Genomic DNA, 19,360 nt, shown 5'->3' with positions numbered 1-19,360 from the left:
CGGGCTTGATGAATAGACAATACTGGAGGCGTCCTTTGTGATTACAAACAACATCAAACAACTAAACGGCAAGTTTATCAAGCTTATTCCTATGGAAGCCGATCATAGGGCGGAGCTGCTCAAGCTCCTGCACAATCCGCAAATCTGGGAATACACCTGGCGGAAAATAACAACAATCCAACAAGTGGAACAACTAATAGAAACTGCGCTGCGCAATAAGGAGAATGGGGCGGACTTTCCTTATGTCATGATTGAACAAGCTTCTGGAAAAGTCGTCGGCACCTCGCGGATTATGCATCTGGACCGGATTCACCGCAATGCGGAGATTGGCTGTACGTGGATTTCACCGGAGTATTGGAGAACGCCAGTCAATACCGAATCCAAGTCGCTTTTGCTGCATTACTGCTTCGAAGAACTGGGGCTGATCCGGGTCAATTTTACGATAGTCGGATACAATCTGAGATCACAGAAAGCCATTGAACGTATTGGCGCTGTAAAAGAAGGCGTTCTGCGCAAGCACAGAATTACGTCGGAGGGCACCGTTCTTGATAATGTACTCTATAGCATTATTGACGAGGAGTGGCCTGCGGTCAAAGAGAATCTGCAATACCTGCTGAATGTTAAATATTCGTAGAACTATCCTCAATTCATTGGTATAATAGAAACATATATTCCCCAATAAACGTAAGTTATCAGTGGTACCCAGCCCATATTTCTCCCTTCATGGGGCAGATATGGGTTTATGTTATTTTGTGAGGGCTATGCAAAAATGCTCCTAAACTACGAAGTGATGGCGAGGTTGGCGCAAGGATGAACTGGTCTGATTTTGGTGAACGGAACAAACGCCTTAACCCACTGTGGACGCTGGGGGCGGGCATGAATCTTGGAGAACTGCAGCCTTATAAGGAAATGATTGCGCTCAGTGTGTTGCTGCAGGTCTACTATCTCGAGCTGGAATCCAATGAACGAAGAGCCAAAGAGGATATTATTGAGCTGGCCTGGAGTTCACTGGAGCGGTTTAATATTGCAAGGTTTGGAACCATCGAATCTGTGGAACGGCTGGTAGACGGGCTGCTGTGGAGCGGGGGCGGCGGGGATTTTGAAGCCTTTTATTATGATGATCAGACCCGGCAGATGACTCTGCAAAAGTACAAATACTTCACGGTAGACGAGGATGCGACCCGCACCAGTTGGGAAGAGAGCGGCAAGACAGTTTACCGCCTTTCCGAATATGCGATGGAGCTTATCTTCATGAGCCATGAGATTATAGAAGAGTTCCAGATTAGTATTAAACTGCTGGAGATCCAAATGCATATTAAGCATGGACGCGTCACCCGGGCGATGCAGGATGTGGGTGAACTGATCTCGCGGGTTCGGAAGATGACCCAGCAACAGCAGGAATACCGCAATGCGCTGCGGCGCAACCCGAAGCATATGTTCAGCGAATATGGGGTTATGCGGCATCAGCGGGTGGAGGAAATTCACCAGCAGTTTGATGAAGAACGCAAGCATTTTGATAATATCCACCGTTCCCTGGCCCGGTTGGCGAATGACGAGAAGGATGTTATCGACTTTAACGAGCTGCGCCTGTTATCCGAACGGGTGGAGCTGTCAAGAAAAGTACATGACGAGCTCGCGGAGGTTGTGCTTAGCATTTTTGAAGCCGAAACCAATTTAAGACTGAACTTTCCAGAGCTGTTCTGGGGAGCTGCCGGTTTTAATTTCCGCACGAATGTATGGGAGGAATGGGTGAAAGCTGAAGGCCTGCCGAGCGGGGACAGTCTGGAAACCTTGATTAGCGGACTGTTCACACCGAGCCAGGACTTTATCTACCCCCTCGCCTGGGCTTGGGAAGAACAGGATGTCGGTTTTCTACCGGAAGAATATCTGGATGAGCCCGATGAAGAAGGGGAGGAGCAACTTGCAACTTATACGCCTAAGTCTATACCTTGGACTGAAGTTGCGGAGCTGTGGAAACCGATTTTTACCGAGCTTGCCGGCAAAGGACGTTTTACGTTCAAAGCGGATGCTTTCTCTCCGGAGGAACAGTCCCGTTGGGCACGGCTCCCGGATGCCATTGACCTGTGGGTACAGTTCTTTCATACCGAGGTCGTCGTACAGGAGTATAACGAAGACAACCCTGGCGGAAGTGACGAGTGCCAGAAGCTGATTCAGCGGCTGCTTACGGATTGTCCTGAGCTGGAGATGCTGCGGGGCAAAGTGCTGCGGACAACCATACTTGAACCGGATCAGGGGACAAGCGTGAGTTGGCCCGGTCTGGAAATGAGCCCTTATACCATTACTATAGTAGAGAGGTGAGAGAATACAGCATGAGCTATTCATTGGAACAATTGCAGCAGGCTTCGCGGCTGTTTTTTGATCTGCTTCGGCGGAAAGTCATATCTCTGGATGATCCAGCTGCAGTGGAATGCCTGCAGGATACGGGGGCCTATGACGCCTTGCAGTATATGGCTAAAGAGGGAGGCTGCCGGATTATGAATTCTGGGCACCGCCTTCACCTGCTGGTCAATCCGCTGGGATCGGGGTTCGCGTCCAACTTCACACAGCTGCGGAATAAATACTCACGAATTGAACGTAAAACCCATTTACATATTATCAACGTCATTATCCTGGTTTTTCTGGCGGAAATGGATCAGGATGAGCAGCACTTTAAGCCCGGTCAGGACAGCATGTCCTATATCCAAATCTCCGATCAGGTGTCCTCGCTTCTACAAGCATGGATCGAGCTGGATGAGGAAGGCAGCTTCAGCAAGCAGTGGCGTCTGGATATTCAGGCAATGCATAAAGTATGGGCAAGCCTTTATATGCAGACCAAAAGCCAGGAGGAAGGCGATTCCCTGTCGAGAGGCTCCGGTTCACGGATTGGACTGATTCATGAAGGGATGAAGCTGCTGGAGGAGGAACATCTGGTGTTTATTTCCGAGAACGAGAAGCGGATTTTCCCCCGGGAAGAGTTATATGAAAGAATGCGGTATCTGTACCACGATGTAGACCGTTACAAGGAATTGAAAGCTCTGATCGGCCGGACCTTGACGGAGAAGGAGGGGGAAGGCTATGCCGCGCATTGAACGAATCCGTATCGCCGGACTGAAATACGAGAAGATGCTTAAGAAGTATGATGATATGATTCTTGATCTTTGCAATGAGGAAGGCCCGGCCAATACCCTGATTACCCTAATGAACGGCGGCGGGAAAGGCGTACTGCTGCAGTCCATCTTCCAACTGCTCCTGCCTAAGGCGGCTTGGGGGAAAGACAATGAGAACCAGGTCGAGGCTTTTTTCCATAATCATAAAAAACAGCTCAAGCCCTATACCTTCCACGTAGCGATTGAGTGGCGGCTGGACAACAGTGAGCGTAACGAATACATGACGACCGGTATTGCCATGACTGCCCACAGCTCGATAGATCAGCTGGAGATTAAGGTTGACTATCTGCTCTACGCGCTGATGGATTATGAAGAGCAGGCTGAGCTGACCCTTTCAACGCTGCCGCTGTATGATCATGCGGAAGGCGGTCCTGTAAGTTTTGAGACGATTCAACAATTTGTACGGGAACGACGGAATGAAATTGTTGCCTTCGGCAGCCACAGCTCCGATCTGAAGAAGTACTACAGCTTTCTTGCTGAACGGGATATTCATATCGGTGAATGGCGTAACATGAAACGGATCAATGGTGAAGAGGGCGGGATCAAGGGCTATTTTCAAAAAAATGAGGCCTTTACCAACCACAATCTGTTCGAGAAGCTGATTATTCCGGAGATTGGCTCCAGTCTGAACGAGGGTGTCAAAGAAGAGGATGGTTCGCTTCAGCGGATGTTTATCGATACCGCAACCATTGCCCAGAGACTTCCGATGCTGGAGCAGAGGGAAAAGGCTTTTGCCGAATTCACTACGCTGGCTGCACCGCTGTATGAGCTGGTCGAACAGGGAACGGAAGCCGAGCGGAGCTTCAGAGAGACTGAACTGCTGGGTCGGCAGATGTCCACGGTCATTCACGAGGAGCTTAAGAATGCAGAGGCGGAACGCAGCAAAACTGCCGATGCATTGGTTCAGCATCACCAGGAGGCGCGCCAGCTGCGTTTTGAGGGCGATAATCTGAAATATCTGCGCAGCAAAGAGGAACAGGATCTTAAGCAGGATGAATTCACGAGGATTTCAGACAACCAGACACGGGCCAAGTTGCGGCTGGATGAGTCGAAGCTGAAAGAGAAAAAGCTTGAAGTAGCTTATTATCTGGCCAAACGCAGCGCGCAGCTCCGCCAGATCGAGCAATGGCAGAAGGAAATTGAAGCTATCGAAGGCTCGCTGGAAATGAAGGAACGCCAGGAGGTTATTCAGGGAGCGAAGGAAGAGCTGCGGCTGCAGTGGGACAAAGTCTTTCAGCTCTGGCAGGGACAGCTCTCGTCGTTCGTAACCCGCCAGCATTCTCTGACTGCTGAAGAAAATGGCTTACGCAAAGAAAGGGAAAGCTTGCTGCTGGAACTGGGCGGTCTGGATAACCGGATCAATGAACTTACAGGAGCCATCCGCCAATATACCGAGGAATTGGGTGTTTTTGCCTCACGCCATGGGCATGAAGCAGCCGGGGCGCCAGGAGCGGCGCTGCAGCGCACGTTAATAGCAGCTAAGACAATCGCAGACAATATCAGCGGCTTTAACGAGCAGCGCAAAACTGCTGAAGAGCGTAAGCTCAGTCTGCACCAATCGCAGACCGAGCTGAAGGTGAAGCTGAATGCCGGGCAGAGCCAAAGCGATGAGCTTCAGAATCTGCTGGAGTCACAGATGAACAGGGAGTCTCAGCTCTGGTCACAGCTGGTCGTGCTGCTGGAAATGTATGAAGAGCATCACCAACTGGGAGTTACGGCGCTATTTGAAGCGAAACCGGCCATTCAGGAGCGGTTTATCCGCAGGCTGGATGAGGCTGAGCAGCAGACGAAACGGCTGAGAAGGGATTATTACAACCAGCTGATCGATGTAGAGCTGCAGCAGGAGTCCTTCTGGCTGCCGAATGCGGATATCCTGAGAGTGAAGGACACACTGGATTCACTCAAAATCAGTTCCATGATCGGCAGCTCCTACCTGAATGACCTGCCTTACCTGAGCCGTGAAGAGGAAATGGAACGGCATCCGCTTCTTCCTTACGGAATTATTGTGACGCAGCGCGAAGCTGCCAAGCTCCAGCCGGATACGCTGAAAGAAGTCCTGCTCAAGTCAGCGGTGCCGGTTTTCATCCGGGAAGAGATGGCGGAAGCCGCATCCGGTCCTTTCCTGCTGCCAGCCAATCAAGGTCCGCAGATGGTTCTGCAGCCGGATCATTTCCAGGAATGGAAACGCGGAATATCCTCCAGTCTTAAGCATCAGGAGGAAGAGCTTAAGGATGCGGAAGCCTATCTGTCGAAGCTCAAATCGGCGCGGCAGGAATTCGAGCGCTTGTTCCAGAGTGAACATACCTTGGCCCTGAAAGCCAAACTGAATACACTTGAATTACTGCAGAATGAGCTGAATCTAAAGCTCGGGGATTTGAACACGGAGATCAGCAGGAATGAAGACAGCCTTGCGGTTATTCAGAGAGAGCTGGCACAATCTGAAGCCGATCGGACCGAGCATGAAGAAAGAGCACAGGCGCTGCGCCAGTGGGATGAACGGACAAAGAAGCAGGAACAGGATTATAAGGATAAGCAAAAAGCGGTAGAACGCAAAAAAGAATTGAGCAAAGAAATCGCCAGCAAGGATCAGGGGCTGGTTCAGGTAAAGGCCGAGCTGGGCAGTACCGCGCAGCAGCGGGAGAAGTGGATTGGAGATACCCGCTATTCGCTTTTTCCAAGGCTGCAGAACTGGTTTCCCGAAATTGCTTTCCCCGGCGAATATCCGGCTGCTCCTGCTCTGGAAGAAGAGCCCGTACTTGATCCTGCTGCTCAAGATACGCTAATGCAGCTGCTCAGCACGGTGGAAAGCCTCCAGCAGTCCTTAACGCAGAATGAACTGGAGATCCGTACGAGAGCGGGGAATATCAAACGGGCCGGTGAACAGCTGGCGGAGATCGAAGCTGCGGTGGTCCAGGTGGATCAAGATTGGCGGAATGCCCCTCTTCCAACGGATACAGCCGAGGTGATTTTGACGGCCAGAGCGAGACAGAAGAACGAGACGGTATACTTGGATGAGGACTACCAGCTTGTCCACGATTCGTTTATCCGCGCCCAGACCATCCTTGAGAACTTGCAAAAGGATCTACGGAAATCCGAAAAAGCGATTAAGGAAAAACATGAACGTGCTGTAGAAATATGGCATGATCCGCTGGATCAAAAGGAAGAAGAGATCAGCAGGCGTTTCCGGGAGAATGAACAGCTGCTGAACAGCTGTAAACAAGCCTTGAGCGTTATGGATCAATGGATTCAAACATTGGTAAGCCAAAGCAAAATCATGGATACCCATGTTGAGGGACGGGTCCAACTGCGGGATGTTCCTGAAGAACTGCAGCAGCAGGTAAAAGATAATTGTGAGCCGCAGGTAGCTGACTGGCTGCTGCGCAGCAAGGAAAGCCGCAGCGAGCGGTCGGAAATCTCCCGTAAGGTGAAGGAAGAGAAGACATCTTTAAGCAGCAAATTGGCGAAAAGCGGCTGGAATGCCGAGCTGGAGACCAAAATCCAGGAAAGGCTGAATACTGTACATTGGGATGACTTTTCGATAGCCCGGCAGGTGCTTGATTCCATGCTCCAAAGCTCGCGCGATCAGATTGAGAGCATCCGCAGCGACAAGGAAGGGATGGAGCTGTCCCGCAAGCTGTGGGTTGGCCGCGCCGCCAAACGTGTCGTGCAGATTGTCGATATCCTGAAGCGTATGGAACGCCGGATGATCATTCTTAATGAGAATGGACATGCTTTTCCATTGGTCCGCCTGAATTACAAGAACATTACGGTGCCGAAGACGAGCGATGATATCGAGCCGCTGGTCAGTGATTATTTCAACCGCTGCATTAGCGGGCTATTGGAGAAATATGCCAAGATTGAGCAGGTGCCGGCAGCCGCTGTCAAAGAGATGATCAATGACGGGAAAATCGTATACGCCGCGATGCAGAACCGTTTTCCGGTGCTTCAGGTCTACAAGCCGGTGACCGAGAACTATTTCCTGTATGCGGCTCCTGAAGAGTACCATTATTCCGACTGGGAAGTTATTAACCGCGGAGCACTGGATGAGGCTGTCGGCAGCGGCGGGCAACGCCAGTCTGTGCAGCTGCTGGTTGCTATGATGATCATGACCCATAAGCGGGTCAACCGTGAGAACAAGGGCTGGACGGTTTTCCTGTACGATAATCCATTTGGTGAGATGGTTTCGAACAACGTACTTGATCCGGTATTTGAAATATCCAAAGCACTCAAATTCCAGTGGCTGATCGTTACGCCGCCCGAGCTGGTGAAGAATGATGTCAGCATCCGTTTCGGCGTGTACTGGCAGCTGTATTTTGGGGGAGATAAAGGAGAAATGCTGGAATCCACGCTCATTAAGGGTGGCCGAAAGCTGATTCCTGCTTCCTTGTTCTGACCATATCATAAGTCAGTCGCGCTATCTAACGGCAACTATAGAAATAAAGTAAGAGACCCGGCATCACGCTGAGTCTCTTTTTGTTCTATCAGGCTATGTTTTGAATATACTATTTTCGTATGGGAGGAGAGATGAAGATCATGGAAATTCGGATGAGACAAAAGACGTTTATCATAGCTTTAATTGTACTGCTGCTGAGTATGCTGCTGCCCGCTTTTAGCTTGGCCCAAACTGCCGTGCCTGAGCACACGGACTCTTTTTACGTAAATGATTTCGCCAATGTGATTGATGATAAAACCGAAAATTACATCGTCAACTATGGTATTCGTTTGCATCAGCAGAGCGGTTCACAAGTTGTGCTGGTGACAGTGGACTCTACAAATGGAGCTGCGATAGAGGAGTATGCAACCTCGCTGTTCAACGCCTGGGAAGTAGGCTCAGCTGACAACAATAAGGGTGTGCTGCTGCTCTTTTCGATCAAAGATAACGAGTACTGGGCGGTTAGGGGCAGAGGCCTGGAGGACGAGCTTAATGACGCTGTTTTATCGCAAGTTCTTTCCCAGTCGCTTGCGCCGGACTTTGCCAAGAAGGAGTACAGCTTCGGGGCACGCAAAACTTACGGGTCACTGATCCAAAAGCTGGGCGGAGTCTGGAAGGAGCAGGTCGGTTCCAAAACCTACGTGTCCGATAATGCCGGAGTTCTCAAAAAGGTCAGAAAGCTTTATCTCAACCAATCCAGCAACCGTTTCAAGACAACGACCGGAAGCGGCATTTATGTGGTTACGGTTAAAAATTCCGCAGACAAAAACCTGCAGGAATATACGTATTCGAAATTCGCCTCCATTGGGGCGGGTTCCAAGGATGTAATGCTGGTGCTGGACATCGGCGGGGACAATTACCATATACTGCAAGGCAAGGACATCGACGGAATGCTGACCAATGAGGCGATGCAAGATATTCTGGATAAGGTGCTTGAACCGGAATTTGCCCGAAAAAATTACGCAGGTGGTGCGGTAGCAACAGTCAATGCTTTGCACAAATTCTTGTTGGCCAGAGCAGATATTCCCCAGAGTTCCACAGTGGCAAGTTCAGAGACTATTGCCGTTTCCAGTACGGCTGCATTACCGGCTGACAAAGCAACGGTAGTGGAAAACCAGCCTGTTTCTATATCCAAAGGTATAATAGTCAGCGGTCTGTTTCTTGTGTTTATCCTGTTGTTTAGCCTTGCGATAGTATGGCGGAACAGAAAAATCGCACTATACGGTTATGGCAGCCGCAAGCAAAGACACGGATGAAATGATGGCGGAAAAGGCGATATCCAATGCCCGAGTGACCCTATAAGGTCAACGGGCATTATTTTTTATGTGAAGTTTAATATTACTTCGTTAGTCTAACTCTTTGATCATCTTGAAATTATGCAGGATAACACCTTTTCGCTCCACCGCCTGCATCTGAACAGACCTATAGCCGTGATGTTCAAAAAATGGCTTTGCTGTGATGCTTGCATCGACAGTTACTTGGACCAGTCCCAAGCTTCTGGCTTCGGCTTCAAGTACTTTTAACAATCCCGAGGCAATGCCTTGTCCCTGAAAGTCTTTATGCGTAAATACTCTGTCCAGATATCCCTCAGGTGACATATCCGCAAAACCGATGATGCTGTCATTCAACTGGACTATATAAGAAAGGTGGCTGCTCAACGATTCTTTCCAGGCATTCTGCCGGGTTTCCCGGTCATTGTTATCTGCCCAGGCGTCAAGCTGCTTCTCAGAATAATCCTTTTTATTTACGGAATGAACCGTCTCATAGAACAAGGTAACAATTTGTTCGATATCCGAAAGCCGAAACTTTCTAATCTCAAAATCTTTAAAATTCATTGGTAATCCCCCTCCAAACGACATTTAACCTCATTATAGTACACGGGTCTCCTAACCTTCAGCAGCAGAATTGAAAAAAATGAAACTTTTAATCTTTCATTATCGTCTATGATGAAAGTATATGTTTTCATGCTTATTACCATTAATAGAAGTATTAGGGAGGCTTTATGAAGTGAGCTCATCATCATTACCTCAGCGCAATGCTGTAAGCAAGAAGAAGAAAAAACCGGTCCGCAAGCGCAAGAAAAAAAGTTTTTTACGCACACTCTCCAGACTTTTTTTAATCTTGATCCTATTACTAATCGCCGGCGGGAGCTGGCTGTATTTTGCGCCCTCCGCGCATAATCTTCGCTACTTGATCGCAGATACGCTGATTACCACTCAGCACCGCTATATGGCGAAATATATCATTGGTGAAGATGAACTGAAAGACCGGGTTAAGGAGTACAATGAACGCTTTGTGCATATGGGAGATGAGAAGGACACCCATACCATTGTACAGCCGCCGGTGGAGGTAGAGAAACCTTTGGTCGAGATTGAGGAAGTGTCCGGCACGGGTTATTCCGGTTATGTCATGACCGTTAATGATCCGACCAAGGTACGGCTGGGTGTTCCCGGCAAAATTGGATCAGGCGAGAAAGTGTCCAGCATGGTGTCACGAACCGGCGCGATTGCCGGTGTGAACGGTGGCGGCTTCGCCGACCCGAACTGGAAAGGCAACGGATTTAAGCCGATAGGACTCGTGATTTCGCAAGGGAAATTGTTTTACAATGGCTTGGGCGGAAAAAAATCAACACAAATCGTCGGCCTCGATAAGCAAGGCAAAATGATCGCTGGCAATTATTCGCTGAATGAGCTCAGTGATCTTGGTGTACAGGAGGCAGTGTCCTTTCAACCGAGATTGATCGTCAATGGCAAGGGCCTCATTAAGAATGCGGCCGAAGGCTGGGGGATTGCCCCAAGAACGGCGATGGGTCAACGTGATGACGGTGCTCTTCTATTTGTGGTGATCGACGGACGACAGCCCGGATACAGCATCGGCGCCAATCTATATGATGTACAGCAAATCATGCTGAAGCACGGAGCGGTGATCGCTGCCAATCTGGACGGAGGTTCATCCACCGTACTTGTTAAGGACAACGAGATCGTCAACAAACCTTCTTCGCAATACGGAGAACGTTATTTGCCTACGGCTTTTCTGGTGTTTGAACACCCGGAGCAGGCGGATATTACGAACATCTGGGAAGGCCTGGACCCTGCGAAGATCGATGCTGGAAAGAAGCGGACACATTAAACTGCAGGTATCCTAGACAGAACAGACGTGGAACGTCAGAAGGTTCTATGCTACGATATCTTCTGTGATGCTGAATTATCGCTTAAGGACCGGAGGGGGAACAGGGTTGACATTGCAGCAGCTCCGCTACGCAATTGAAATTGCCAACAGCGGCTCGATGAATGAAGCGGCCAAAAGGCTTTTTGTGTCGCAGCCCAGTCTCTCCAACGCCATTAAGGAACTGGAGAGCGAACTGGGAATTACTATATTTGAACGAAACAACAGAGGGATCAGCATCTCTGCTGAAGGGATGGAATTTCTGGGCTATGCCCGGCAGATCATTGAACAAACCGAGTTTATGGAGAACCGGTATACCGGCAAAAAACGCAGCCCGATTTATTTTTCCGTATCGACCCAGCATTATGCTTTTGTCGTTGATGCGTTTGTCAGGTTGATGAACGAGCGCAATGTGGCGGAATATAATTTCAGCTTGAGAGAAACGCAGACTTATGAAATTATTGAAGATGTCCGCACATTGCGCAGCGATCTCGGTATTCTGTATATCAACGAGAGTAACTATAAAGTGATGAACAAGCTGTTCAGCGACGGGAACCTGAAATTCACCCCGCTGTTCAATACGAACCCGCATGTTTATGTCAGAACGGGCCACGCACTGGCCGCCAAAGAAAGGGTTACACAGGACGAGATTCTTCCGTATCCCTATATTACCTTTGAGCAAGGGGATAACAATTCGCTGCATTTTTCTGAAGAGATGCTGAGCTTCACGCAAATACAGAAAAATGTTAAAGTGACAGACCGGGCCACGCTGACCCACTTGTTGCTGGGGAGTGATTCCTATACGATAGGCACGGGCATTATGGCCTCTGAGCTGAATGGCGAAGGGCTCGTAACGGTTCCTTTTGACAGCAATGAGGTCTTCACGGTTGGCTGGATTGCCCACAAGGACCGTAAGCCAAGCGAAATCATGTCCGGGTTCATTGAAATTCTGAATGATCTGGTGTCTGAACAATATTTCGACTTCAATCAATCCTTACTATAACAGCAGGAGGGACGTATGATCAGTCCAGTTATCGGCTCCAAAAGAAATGCTCCTCCCTTTCGTTACGACATCGTCGGCAGCTTCCTGCGTACAGATGAGATTAAGACCGGCCGCAATTTGTTTGAACAGGGTGAAATCACGGCAGAGCAGCTTTATGAGATAGAGAATCAAGAGATTTCCAAGCTGCTGGAACAGGAAAAGGCGCTGGGAGTTAAGGCGGTCACAGATGGTGAGTTCCGGCGTTCCTGGTGGCATCTGGATTTCTTCTTCGGAATCCAAGGCACACAGAAAATTAGCCTAAACCAAGGCGGCGGCTCGAAAGAAACTGCCCAGCGGGCGGAGAGCTTCAAGATTGTCGGTAAAATCGCCTTTACGGATCATCCCATGATCGGACAATTTATCAAGACGCAGCAGTTAGCCGGAGATACGCCGGTAAAAATGACGATTCCTTCTCCTGCCTTGTTTCATTTCGTGCAGGATTATAACGGGAATGAAATTTATCCGGAGCGTGAAATGCTGTACGCAGATATTATTGCAGTGTACCGGGCAGCGATTCAGGCTTTCTATGATGCGGGCTGCCGCTATCTGCAGCTGGATGATACGACTTGGGGAACGCTCTGCAGCGGCAAACACCGGGCGCATCTGCGCAGCCGGGGAATTGATCCGGACCAGCTGGCGCAGGACTATGTGCGGCTGATTAACGAGAGCATCTCTCTACGTCCGGCGGATATGACGATTGCCCTGCATGTATGCCGGGGCAACTTCCGCTCCACCTGGTTCGCCGCAGGGGGATATGAGCCGATTGCCGAAGTGCTGTTCGCTCAGGCAGAGGTCGATGCCTTTTTCCTTGAATACGATAATGAACGGTCCGGTGATTTCGCGCCGCTGCGGTTTATCCGTGATCAATTTGTAATACTGGGGTTGGTGACTACCAAACATGGAGGCCTTGAGAGTAAAGAGCAGCTTAAGCTCCGAATCGAAGAAGCCGCCCAATATGTAAATATTGAGCAGCTGTGTCTGAGTCCGCAATGCGGATTTGCTTCCACGGAGGAAGGCAATATGCTGACCGAGGAAGAGCAGTGGGATAAGCTGCGCCTGGTTATTGAAACCGCTAATGAAGTCTGGATCTGAATAGAATTGGAGTTACCCCCCTAAGAGACCGCTCCTGAAATTAGGAGCGGTCTCTTAATGCAGATTCGTTAGTTAGCAAGGAGACGGGAATCTGGCAGCTTCGAACGAAGTGGTGACAACAAATGAAAATTGATCTATAAAGCCTGGAGTTGTGGTGGTGGCAAAGATTTCAACCCGATCGCCGCCGTTCAGTTTCAAGATCGTAGAAACTCACCGCATAAATCGAATTGAACCACAGGAAAAGGAATTTTGGTAAGCTGATCTGCTTTAGTTATGCTGACAACGCTGTTTGGGGCACCGATTGCCCTAAAAGCCGATGGACGGATCGTGCTCCAGATATCCAGAGGTCTTATTCTTTTCGGTTCAACTCTTTTATGTTTTTAGATTTTTATGACCAAAGGTCTTCTTCTGAAATTTTTTTTGCGGATCGGTTTATACATGATATCCCTCCAATGTGTAGGTGTTTACCTTATTCAACTTATATATATGGCACTTGCGTTTGTTTGAAATGGGTAAACAACAGGGGAAATCAGCACATTTTAGGTATCTGTCTTCATGCTGTAGGAAGGTTGTTCAGGATAAAACACATCAGCGGAAGGGTAGGACAGTGTTCGCAATCAACTGCTGAAGATCCCTTATCCGGTTGGGAGTTTCTCTTGAAGAATGATTCAACAGTTCACATAGGGCAATGAGATCCTCCAGCTTGGAGAGAAGCCGCCAGTTCTTATCCAGAACCGTACCGTGCTCCTGATAGGCTGCAATAAAATGCTTCTCAAAGACAGAATCAGCCGCTTCATAACGCAGGATGTTGCCAATATCAACGTATCTGTTCCAGGAAAAAGCGAACTCCCAATCCAGTACAGCTGACACAGAGCAGTCTGCAGCATCCCGCTGCATCAGAATGTTCAATCCGTTAAAATCAGAATGGACGAGGACGGGTCTGGCATGGCTCCGGCTTTCCTTCAAGGCTGCAAGATTTGACTGGCAGAAGGACCAAACTGCTTGTGTCAGCTCATCACCAAGCCAGCTCCCGCAAGGTTTATGGAAGAGGCTGTCCTCAACGAAGGCGAGAAAACCTTCGGCATCAGTATTGAACGGCTCGGAGATCCGCAGGTCTTTGCCGAAGAAACCAAACTCCGGGAATGTGTAATTATGTATGCCGTTTAGAACTCTGCCGATTGAAGCTGCGGCTGATGCGACATCCAGAGCTGTTCCGGTTTTTAATACATCACGTAAGTGAATTCCTTGTTTCCATTCCTGCACAGCCCACGGCTGATTAAAAATAGTGCAGCTCGTATCAACATGAATAAAATTCGCTACAGGGACAGTCGGACTTATAAGTCCGGCAATGGCCAGCTCTTTGTAAGCGATCCTACCATCCTCTCTGTACAGGCGAAGCACAAAGGGGTCAGCCATTCCCTCCACAGTGATCTTATAGTTGGAATTTCGAAATCCAGTAGACATTGCTTCAGCATAGGTTACTCGTTTCCCGGAGAATACAGGCTCGACAATCTCCTTAATTTGCTTAAGCTCCAGTGAAACAGGTTGCTCTGTCCGTTCCCAGCTCTCTTTCATCTCATCAGCCTCCTTGAAGCTATCGTAACATACCTATTCATCAAACGGATGTTATTGACAGATGTACATGAACCGGGTTACTATGGCTTACAATAACTTACATCAACAATAGCAATGAAGAGAAGAGTACTTGGAACGTATTGTTCACAGAGAGCTCCAGCCTGGTGAAATGGAGCAGCGATGATTCCAACGAATAAAGTCTCCGAGCTTCATACAGAATTGAGTCGCTTGCTCAAGGATGGTATGACGGGATCTCCCGTTACAGAGATAGGGTATAAGCGTAATGGCCGTACCCGAAGAGGTGAGCAGGGTAACCTGTTCGCAAACAGAGGTGGTACCACGACGCTAATTATAGCTCTCGTCCTCAAGATGACAATCTTGCGGACGGGAGCTTTTTTGCTTTTCCCAACTAAAAAATTAGAGGTGATTGGTTATGCATTGGGCAGAAAAAATAGCGAGTCAGTTAATCGAAATGCATCCTGAGCGGCAATCCTTTGTGTGTGCTTCGGGGATCAGCCCGTCGGGTTCGGTACATATCGGGAATTTCCGGGAGATCGCAACGACTTATTTTGTAAGCAAAGCGCTCGAAAAAGCGGGCAAAGAAGTGAGGTTTATTTTTTCATGGGATGACTTCGACCGGTTCCGGAAGGTTCCTAATCATGTCGATCCCGGCTTTGAACGGTATATTGGTTTGCCTTATTCCAAGGTTCCGTGTCCTTATGACTGCCATTCCTCCTATGCGGAGCATTTCGAGCAAGAATTTGAACAAGCGCTGACGGCATTTGGGATTACACCCGAGTTCATCTATCAGAGCAGGGAGTATCAGTCGCGCCGCTACAATCCGGCCATTCTTCAAGCGCTGCGCCGCAGAGGGGAGATTTACGATATTCTCATGTCATTTAAAACAGGGGAAGCCAGTGCGGAAGACAGAGCTGCTTTTTATCCAGTTCATGTATATTGTGAGCAATGCGGAAAGGACAGCACTACGGTTGTGGATTTTGACGATCAGGCAGAAACACTATCCTATACATGTACATGTGGTCAGCATAACACTGTCTCTGTCCCGGAGGCTGCTATAATCAAATTGCATTGGAAAATAGACTGGCCGATGCGCTGGGGAATGGAAGGGGTAGCTTTCGAGCCCGGTGGACGCGATCATTCCTCTGAAACAGGCAGCTTCAACGTAGCCAGTGTGATTTCTGCACAAATCTTTGAGAATAAGCCGCCTTATTACGTGCCTTACGAATTCATCAGCATCAAAGGCAGCCACGCCAAAATGTCCAGCTCGTCGGGAAATCATTACACGCCTGCGGATCTTCTGAAAGTGTATACCCCGGAGAATCTATTGTTTCTGTTCGCAAAATATCAGCCGAATGCCGCTTTTCATATTGGGATGGATGAAGATGTACTCCGAAATTATGCAGAATTTGAGCGTTTTCGTGAAGCCTACCCGTCTCCAGCACTCTCTGAAGAGATCAAAGCTGCTTTGGAGCTGTCCATGAACCATGTTACAGAGGCCAAGGCCCCAAGCTTCAGTCAGGTCTCCGGTATTTTGCCGCTTGTGAACTTCGATTTCGAACTGCTAAAGGAGATAGTGGCACGTAACGGTGGAGGGCACGACGAGGAGCTGCTGCAACAAACCGCAAACCGTGCGGAGCATTGGATCAGACAATGGGTTCCGCAGCGTATGATTACAGTGAATACTGAACCTGACATCGCCTATTATCAGACTTTAGAGCCCGGCGAACAGGAATGGATTAAAGATTTTTGCAGCTTACTGCGAAGAGAAGGAATGGATGAACAAGAGCTGATGACGGAAATTTACGCAATTTGTCACGATAAGGACAAAAAAATAATGAAAAACAATCAAAAACGTTTGTTTAAAATCATCTATCAATTCACTCTCAATCAACAGGAAGGACCGCGGATTCCCGTGTTAATTCAGGTGCTGGGAGCGGAACAAATACTGGCTTTGTTAGACTTTTCCTAGCAAATGGACTGCCCTTTACGTGATCGTTCGATCAGAGGTATAATAGAAGTCGACTGTTTATAATTAATGTTGGAAAGTGAGCGGAAACTATATGGGTCGTAAATGGAATAATATTAAAGAAAAGAAAGCATCGAAGGATGCCAATACAAGTAAGGTCTACGCCAAGTTTGGGGTAGAGATTTATGTAGCCGCGAAGAAGGGCGAACCTGATCCGGAATCAAACCGGGCGTTGAAGGTTGTTCTGGAACGTGCCAAAACGTACAATGTGCCGAAAGCCATTATCGACCGTGCTTTGGAAAAAGCTAAAGGCAGCGGTGATGAGAATTATGTTGAACTTCGTTATGAAGGCTTCGGACCAAGCGGCTCAATGATCATTATTGATGCGCTCACGAATAACGTTAACCGTACAGCTCCCCTGGTGCGTTCCGCGTTCAGTAAGAATGGCGGCAACATGGGTGTCAGTGGTTCGGTAACGTATATGTTCGATCAAACAGCCGTTATCGGTCTGGAAGGCAAATCTGCCGATGAAGTGATGGAAATGCTGATCGAAGCGGACCTGGATGTTCGCGATGTACTGGAAGAGGACGAGGCTGTCATAGTATATGCCGCGCCGGACCAGTTCCATGCGGTACAGGAAGTGTTCCGCAATGCAGGCATAACCGATTTCACCGTGGCAGAGCTAACCATGCTTCCACAGAATTATGTCGCGCTTGCCGAAGATGCCGAGGCTCAATTTGAGAAGCTGATTGATGCTCTGGAAGAACTGGATGATGTACAGCAGGTATATCATAATGTAGATTCCGAAGAATAGCAGCACTGATTTCATCCGAAGACGGCCAGCAGATGTTTTGTCTGCTCTGGCCGTTTTTTTATATGAGACAGCAATCTTTATATGGGGTTATTTTGTTAGGGGGCGCTGGAAAGAATAATCTGACTGTGGAAATGCCAAAATAAGCTGGAACACTAATAAGTATCCAACTTAAAAGGAGGCAACACAGTGCCGCATGAAACAACGCCGGATAAAAACCTGATCAATACGGTGGAAGAACTGGAGAATGCACCCGTCAACAGCCAGGAAGCCCAGCAAAGGGAGCAGAAAAAGCTCGACAACCGCAAAGAGTCGCTCCGGGATGATAGGACGACTTATAAGAAAAATGAACAAAACACGTATAAGTGATCCTTCCACTTGAGTAGCACCAAGAAAAGTGGCAGAAGATATTCTGCCGCTTTTTTTGTCATTTATACACCATTTGAGCTAACGCATCTTAATAATCCAGAAGGCGTCCATTATCATGCCATTGACCGTACATTTTATTTTCTTTAGTGTTTGTTATAAATTTGTCTAATCTACTCTTAAATAATTCGGGTTGCTTAATATTACATTGTATCGTGTCGATCCGAACTCGTTGATAAAGAGCTGGAAATGCCAAAAAATTCTCATAAACTTGCCTTTCCTCTTTAAGCTTTTGCTCAATAACCCTATCTATTTTAAAAGAATCGTGGTCCATATCAGGAAGTACCTTTCTTCCTTCATCAGTCATTAACCCCAACTTTTCGAGGCGGCGGACACGTTCTTTATTCAATTCAGTCCAAGAACTTTTTTTGCTTCTGGGAGACAGTCTCTGCACCAGCTCAGTTTCAGATATTTTCTTTTTGACTCCATCGATCCAGCCAAAACATAAGGATTCTTCGACCGCGTCCAAGTATAGCAACGTATCTGGGGTTGGCGTCATATTCACTACGACCCAACAATATTTTTCAGTCTTAGCATTTTCCTGCAGCCAACCCCTCAACGCTTCTCTCGATATTGCTGTAATTAGATTTTCAATTTCCATAGATGAAAAATATTCTCCTTTTTTGGTATTCATACCTCCATCATAGCAAAGGCGGCTTGCTTTTAGTATAAGATTACGACCATGATACATATATTACTGCCTTCCGGGCAGGGGTTAAAGACACACATCATTCCATCTATTTACATTTTATTAGTAACATTTGTAACTGACTTGATGGACAAAAATTGATAAATATAGATTGTAAGCGTTTTTATAACATGACTGGGGGAATGGTTGTGAAAAAGGTAACAAAGTTATTGCTGGTAGCCGGTATTTCATTGGCAGTTGTAGGAGTAGGCAACAGCAACGTGCTGAATGATGTATCTTCAGCCGCCAGTGCACCGCTCAAGGTAGGCCGGGTAGAAGCGGCAGCACATGGCACGAAATGCTTCACCGTAGCTGTTGCCGTTGTTCAAAACGGTGTAATCGTGGCTGCCTCGCTGGATGATTATCAATTCCTGAGCACAGATGTGGCCAAGGGAGTCCCTAACTCTGATGCCGATTTCGGACAAAATTATAAAGACCCTGCAATGGTTCTGGCCTCCAAGAAGGCCAATAACAAATATTACAGTGATCATATGAAAGAAGAAGCCAAATCCACCGTTGCTTATGACAAAAACTTAGCTGCTGTTGAGAAATTTGCGACCGGCAAGACGATTAAATCGCTTGAAGCTACGCTCACTAAGAAGAGCAAAGAAGAAATGGTGGATGCCGTCAGCGGGGCTACGCTGGTGGATACCAAGGGCTACTTAACGGCTATTTTGAACGCAGCCAAAGCTGCCAAATAACACAGTCACTTCGATAGATGTAATACTAGACTCCTTCACGGCTGCTGCTGTGAAGGAGTTTTTATTTCTAGGTAAAGTTGAACTAAAGAACAATTTCAGGAAATCCAAACCTAACAGCGGCCGGAAGTCCAAACATTCACCGCAGTTGCGTTCTATGCCGGCTCAATAAATCTAAAGTTCCACTTATATAGTTTAAGAACACCGCCCTTATCAACTGCTAAGCCGCAGCTAAGTTATAGATGAAGTAGATAAGTGGGATTTTTTATGCTATATT

15 protein-coding genes and 1 other annotated feature are annotated in these 19,360 nt (G+C 48.0%); of the genes, 12 read left to right on the top strand and 3 right to left on the bottom strand.

The window, feature by feature from the left end:
* Window positions 1-37: 37 nt before the first annotated feature.
* The 5 genes from ACAN56_RS28820 (at window position 38) to ACAN56_RS28800 (ending at window position 8,855) form a co-directional block, all read left to right on the top strand.
* The gene (locus tag ACAN56_RS28820; RefSeq protein WP_379147168.1) at window positions 38-634 is read left to right on the top strand and encodes a GNAT family N-acetyltransferase; all 597 of its coding nucleotides are present in this window, start codon (window positions 38-40) and stop codon (window positions 632-634) included.
* Window positions 635-810: 176 nt separating this feature from the next.
* Window positions 811-2,319 carry a hypothetical protein gene (locus tag ACAN56_RS28815; protein ID WP_038591510.1) on the top strand — a complete coding sequence of 503 codons (1,509 nt, stop codon included), beginning with the start codon at window positions 811-813 and terminating at the stop codon, window positions 2,317-2,319.
* Window positions 2,320-2,330: 11 nt separating this feature from the next.
* A complete protein-coding gene (locus tag ACAN56_RS28810; RefSeq protein WP_038591513.1) occupies window positions 2,331-3,089 on the top strand; it encodes a DUF6063 family protein in 759 nt (252 codons plus the stop codon).
* Window positions 3,076-7,560, top strand: a complete 4,485-nt coding sequence (locus ACAN56_RS28805) for a coiled-coil domain-containing protein (protein ID WP_379147165.1) — start codon at window positions 3,076-3,078, stop codon at window positions 7,558-7,560. The genes ACAN56_RS28810 and ACAN56_RS28805 overlap by 14 nt, the downstream gene beginning before the upstream one ends.
* Window positions 7,561-7,700: 140 nt before the next feature.
* A complete protein-coding gene (locus ACAN56_RS28800) occupies window positions 7,701-8,855 on the top strand; it encodes a TPM domain-containing protein (protein WP_379147163.1) in 1,155 nt (384 codons plus the stop codon).
* A 90-nt stretch (window positions 8,856-8,945) separates the two neighbouring features.
* Here ACAN56_RS28800 and ACAN56_RS28795 read toward each other — a convergent pair whose 3' ends face one another.
* Entirely contained in the window at window positions 8,946-9,434 is a 489-nt protein-coding gene (locus tag ACAN56_RS28795) for a GNAT family N-acetyltransferase (protein WP_038591521.1), read from the bottom strand.
* Between the two features lie 172 nt (window positions 9,435-9,606).
* Between ACAN56_RS28795 and ACAN56_RS28790 the strand changes: the two genes are divergently transcribed.
* The 3 genes from ACAN56_RS28790 (at window position 9,607) to ACAN56_RS28780 (ending at window position 12,898) form a co-directional block, all read left to right on the top strand.
* On the top strand, window positions 9,607-10,728 hold the full coding sequence (locus ACAN56_RS28790) for a phosphodiester glycosidase family protein (RefSeq protein ID WP_038591527.1): 1,122 nt from the start codon (window positions 9,607-9,609) through the stop codon (window positions 10,726-10,728).
* A 106-nt stretch (window positions 10,729-10,834) separates the two neighbouring features.
* Complete coding sequence (locus ACAN56_RS28785) at window positions 10,835-11,767, top strand: LysR family transcriptional regulator (protein ID WP_038591530.1); 933 nt, start codon at window positions 10,835-10,837, stop codon at window positions 11,765-11,767.
* A gap of 15 nt (window positions 11,768-11,782) precedes the next feature.
* Window positions 11,783-12,898, top strand: coding sequence for a 5-methyltetrahydropteroyltriglutamate--homocysteine S-methyltransferase (locus ACAN56_RS28780; RefSeq protein WP_379147160.1), 1,116 nt, complete (start codon window positions 11,783-11,785; stop codon window positions 12,896-12,898).
* A gap of 588 nt (window positions 12,899-13,486) precedes the next feature.
* Here the strand turns inward: ACAN56_RS28780 and ACAN56_RS28775 are convergent.
* Window positions 13,487-14,473 carry a phosphotransferase family protein gene (locus tag ACAN56_RS28775; RefSeq protein WP_379147158.1) on the bottom strand — a complete coding sequence of 329 codons (987 nt, stop codon included), beginning with the start codon at window positions 14,471-14,473 and terminating at the stop codon, window positions 13,487-13,489.
* A gap of 105 nt (window positions 14,474-14,578) precedes the next feature.
* Window positions 14,579-14,842, top strand: a binding site (T-box leader).
* A 64-nt stretch (window positions 14,843-14,906) separates the two neighbouring features.
* Here ACAN56_RS28775 and lysS point away from each other — a divergent pair.
* The 3 genes from lysS (at window position 14,907) to ACAN56_RS28760 (ending at window position 17,640) form a co-directional block, all read left to right on the top strand.
* Entirely contained in the window at window positions 14,907-16,463 is a 1,557-nt protein-coding gene (gene lysS, locus ACAN56_RS28770) for a lysine--tRNA ligase (protein WP_379147156.1), read from the top strand.
* Between the two features lie 91 nt (window positions 16,464-16,554).
* Window positions 16,555-17,274, top strand: a complete 720-nt coding sequence (locus ACAN56_RS28765; protein ID WP_038591545.1) for a YebC/PmpR family DNA-binding transcriptional regulator — start codon at window positions 16,555-16,557, stop codon at window positions 17,272-17,274.
* Between the two features lie 186 nt (window positions 17,275-17,460).
* The gene (locus ACAN56_RS28760; protein ID WP_038591548.1) at window positions 17,461-17,640 is read left to right on the top strand and encodes a hypothetical protein; all 180 of its coding nucleotides are present in this window, start codon (window positions 17,461-17,463) and stop codon (window positions 17,638-17,640) included.
* Between the two features lie 88 nt (window positions 17,641-17,728).
* Here ACAN56_RS28760 and ACAN56_RS28755 read toward each other — a convergent pair whose 3' ends face one another.
* Window positions 17,729-18,298, bottom strand: coding sequence for a YdeI/OmpD-associated family protein (locus tag ACAN56_RS28755; RefSeq protein WP_379147216.1), 570 nt, complete (start codon window positions 18,296-18,298; stop codon window positions 17,729-17,731).
* 236 nt (window positions 18,299-18,534) lie between these two features.
* Between ACAN56_RS28755 and ACAN56_RS28750 the strand changes: the two genes are divergently transcribed.
* Window positions 18,535-19,086, top strand: coding sequence for a hypothetical protein (locus tag ACAN56_RS28750; protein ID WP_379147153.1), 552 nt, complete (start codon window positions 18,535-18,537; stop codon window positions 19,084-19,086).
* Window positions 19,087-19,360 lie beyond the last annotated feature (274 nt).

This window comes from Paenibacillus paludis (assembly GCF_042610515.1).
In the GTDB taxonomy this organism is placed as follows: domain Bacteria; phylum Bacillota; class Bacilli; order Paenibacillales; family Paenibacillaceae; genus Paenibacillus_AQ.
The sequence above is the reverse complement of the archived record's forward strand: the minus strand, read 5'-3'. Positions and strand labels throughout refer to the sequence as shown.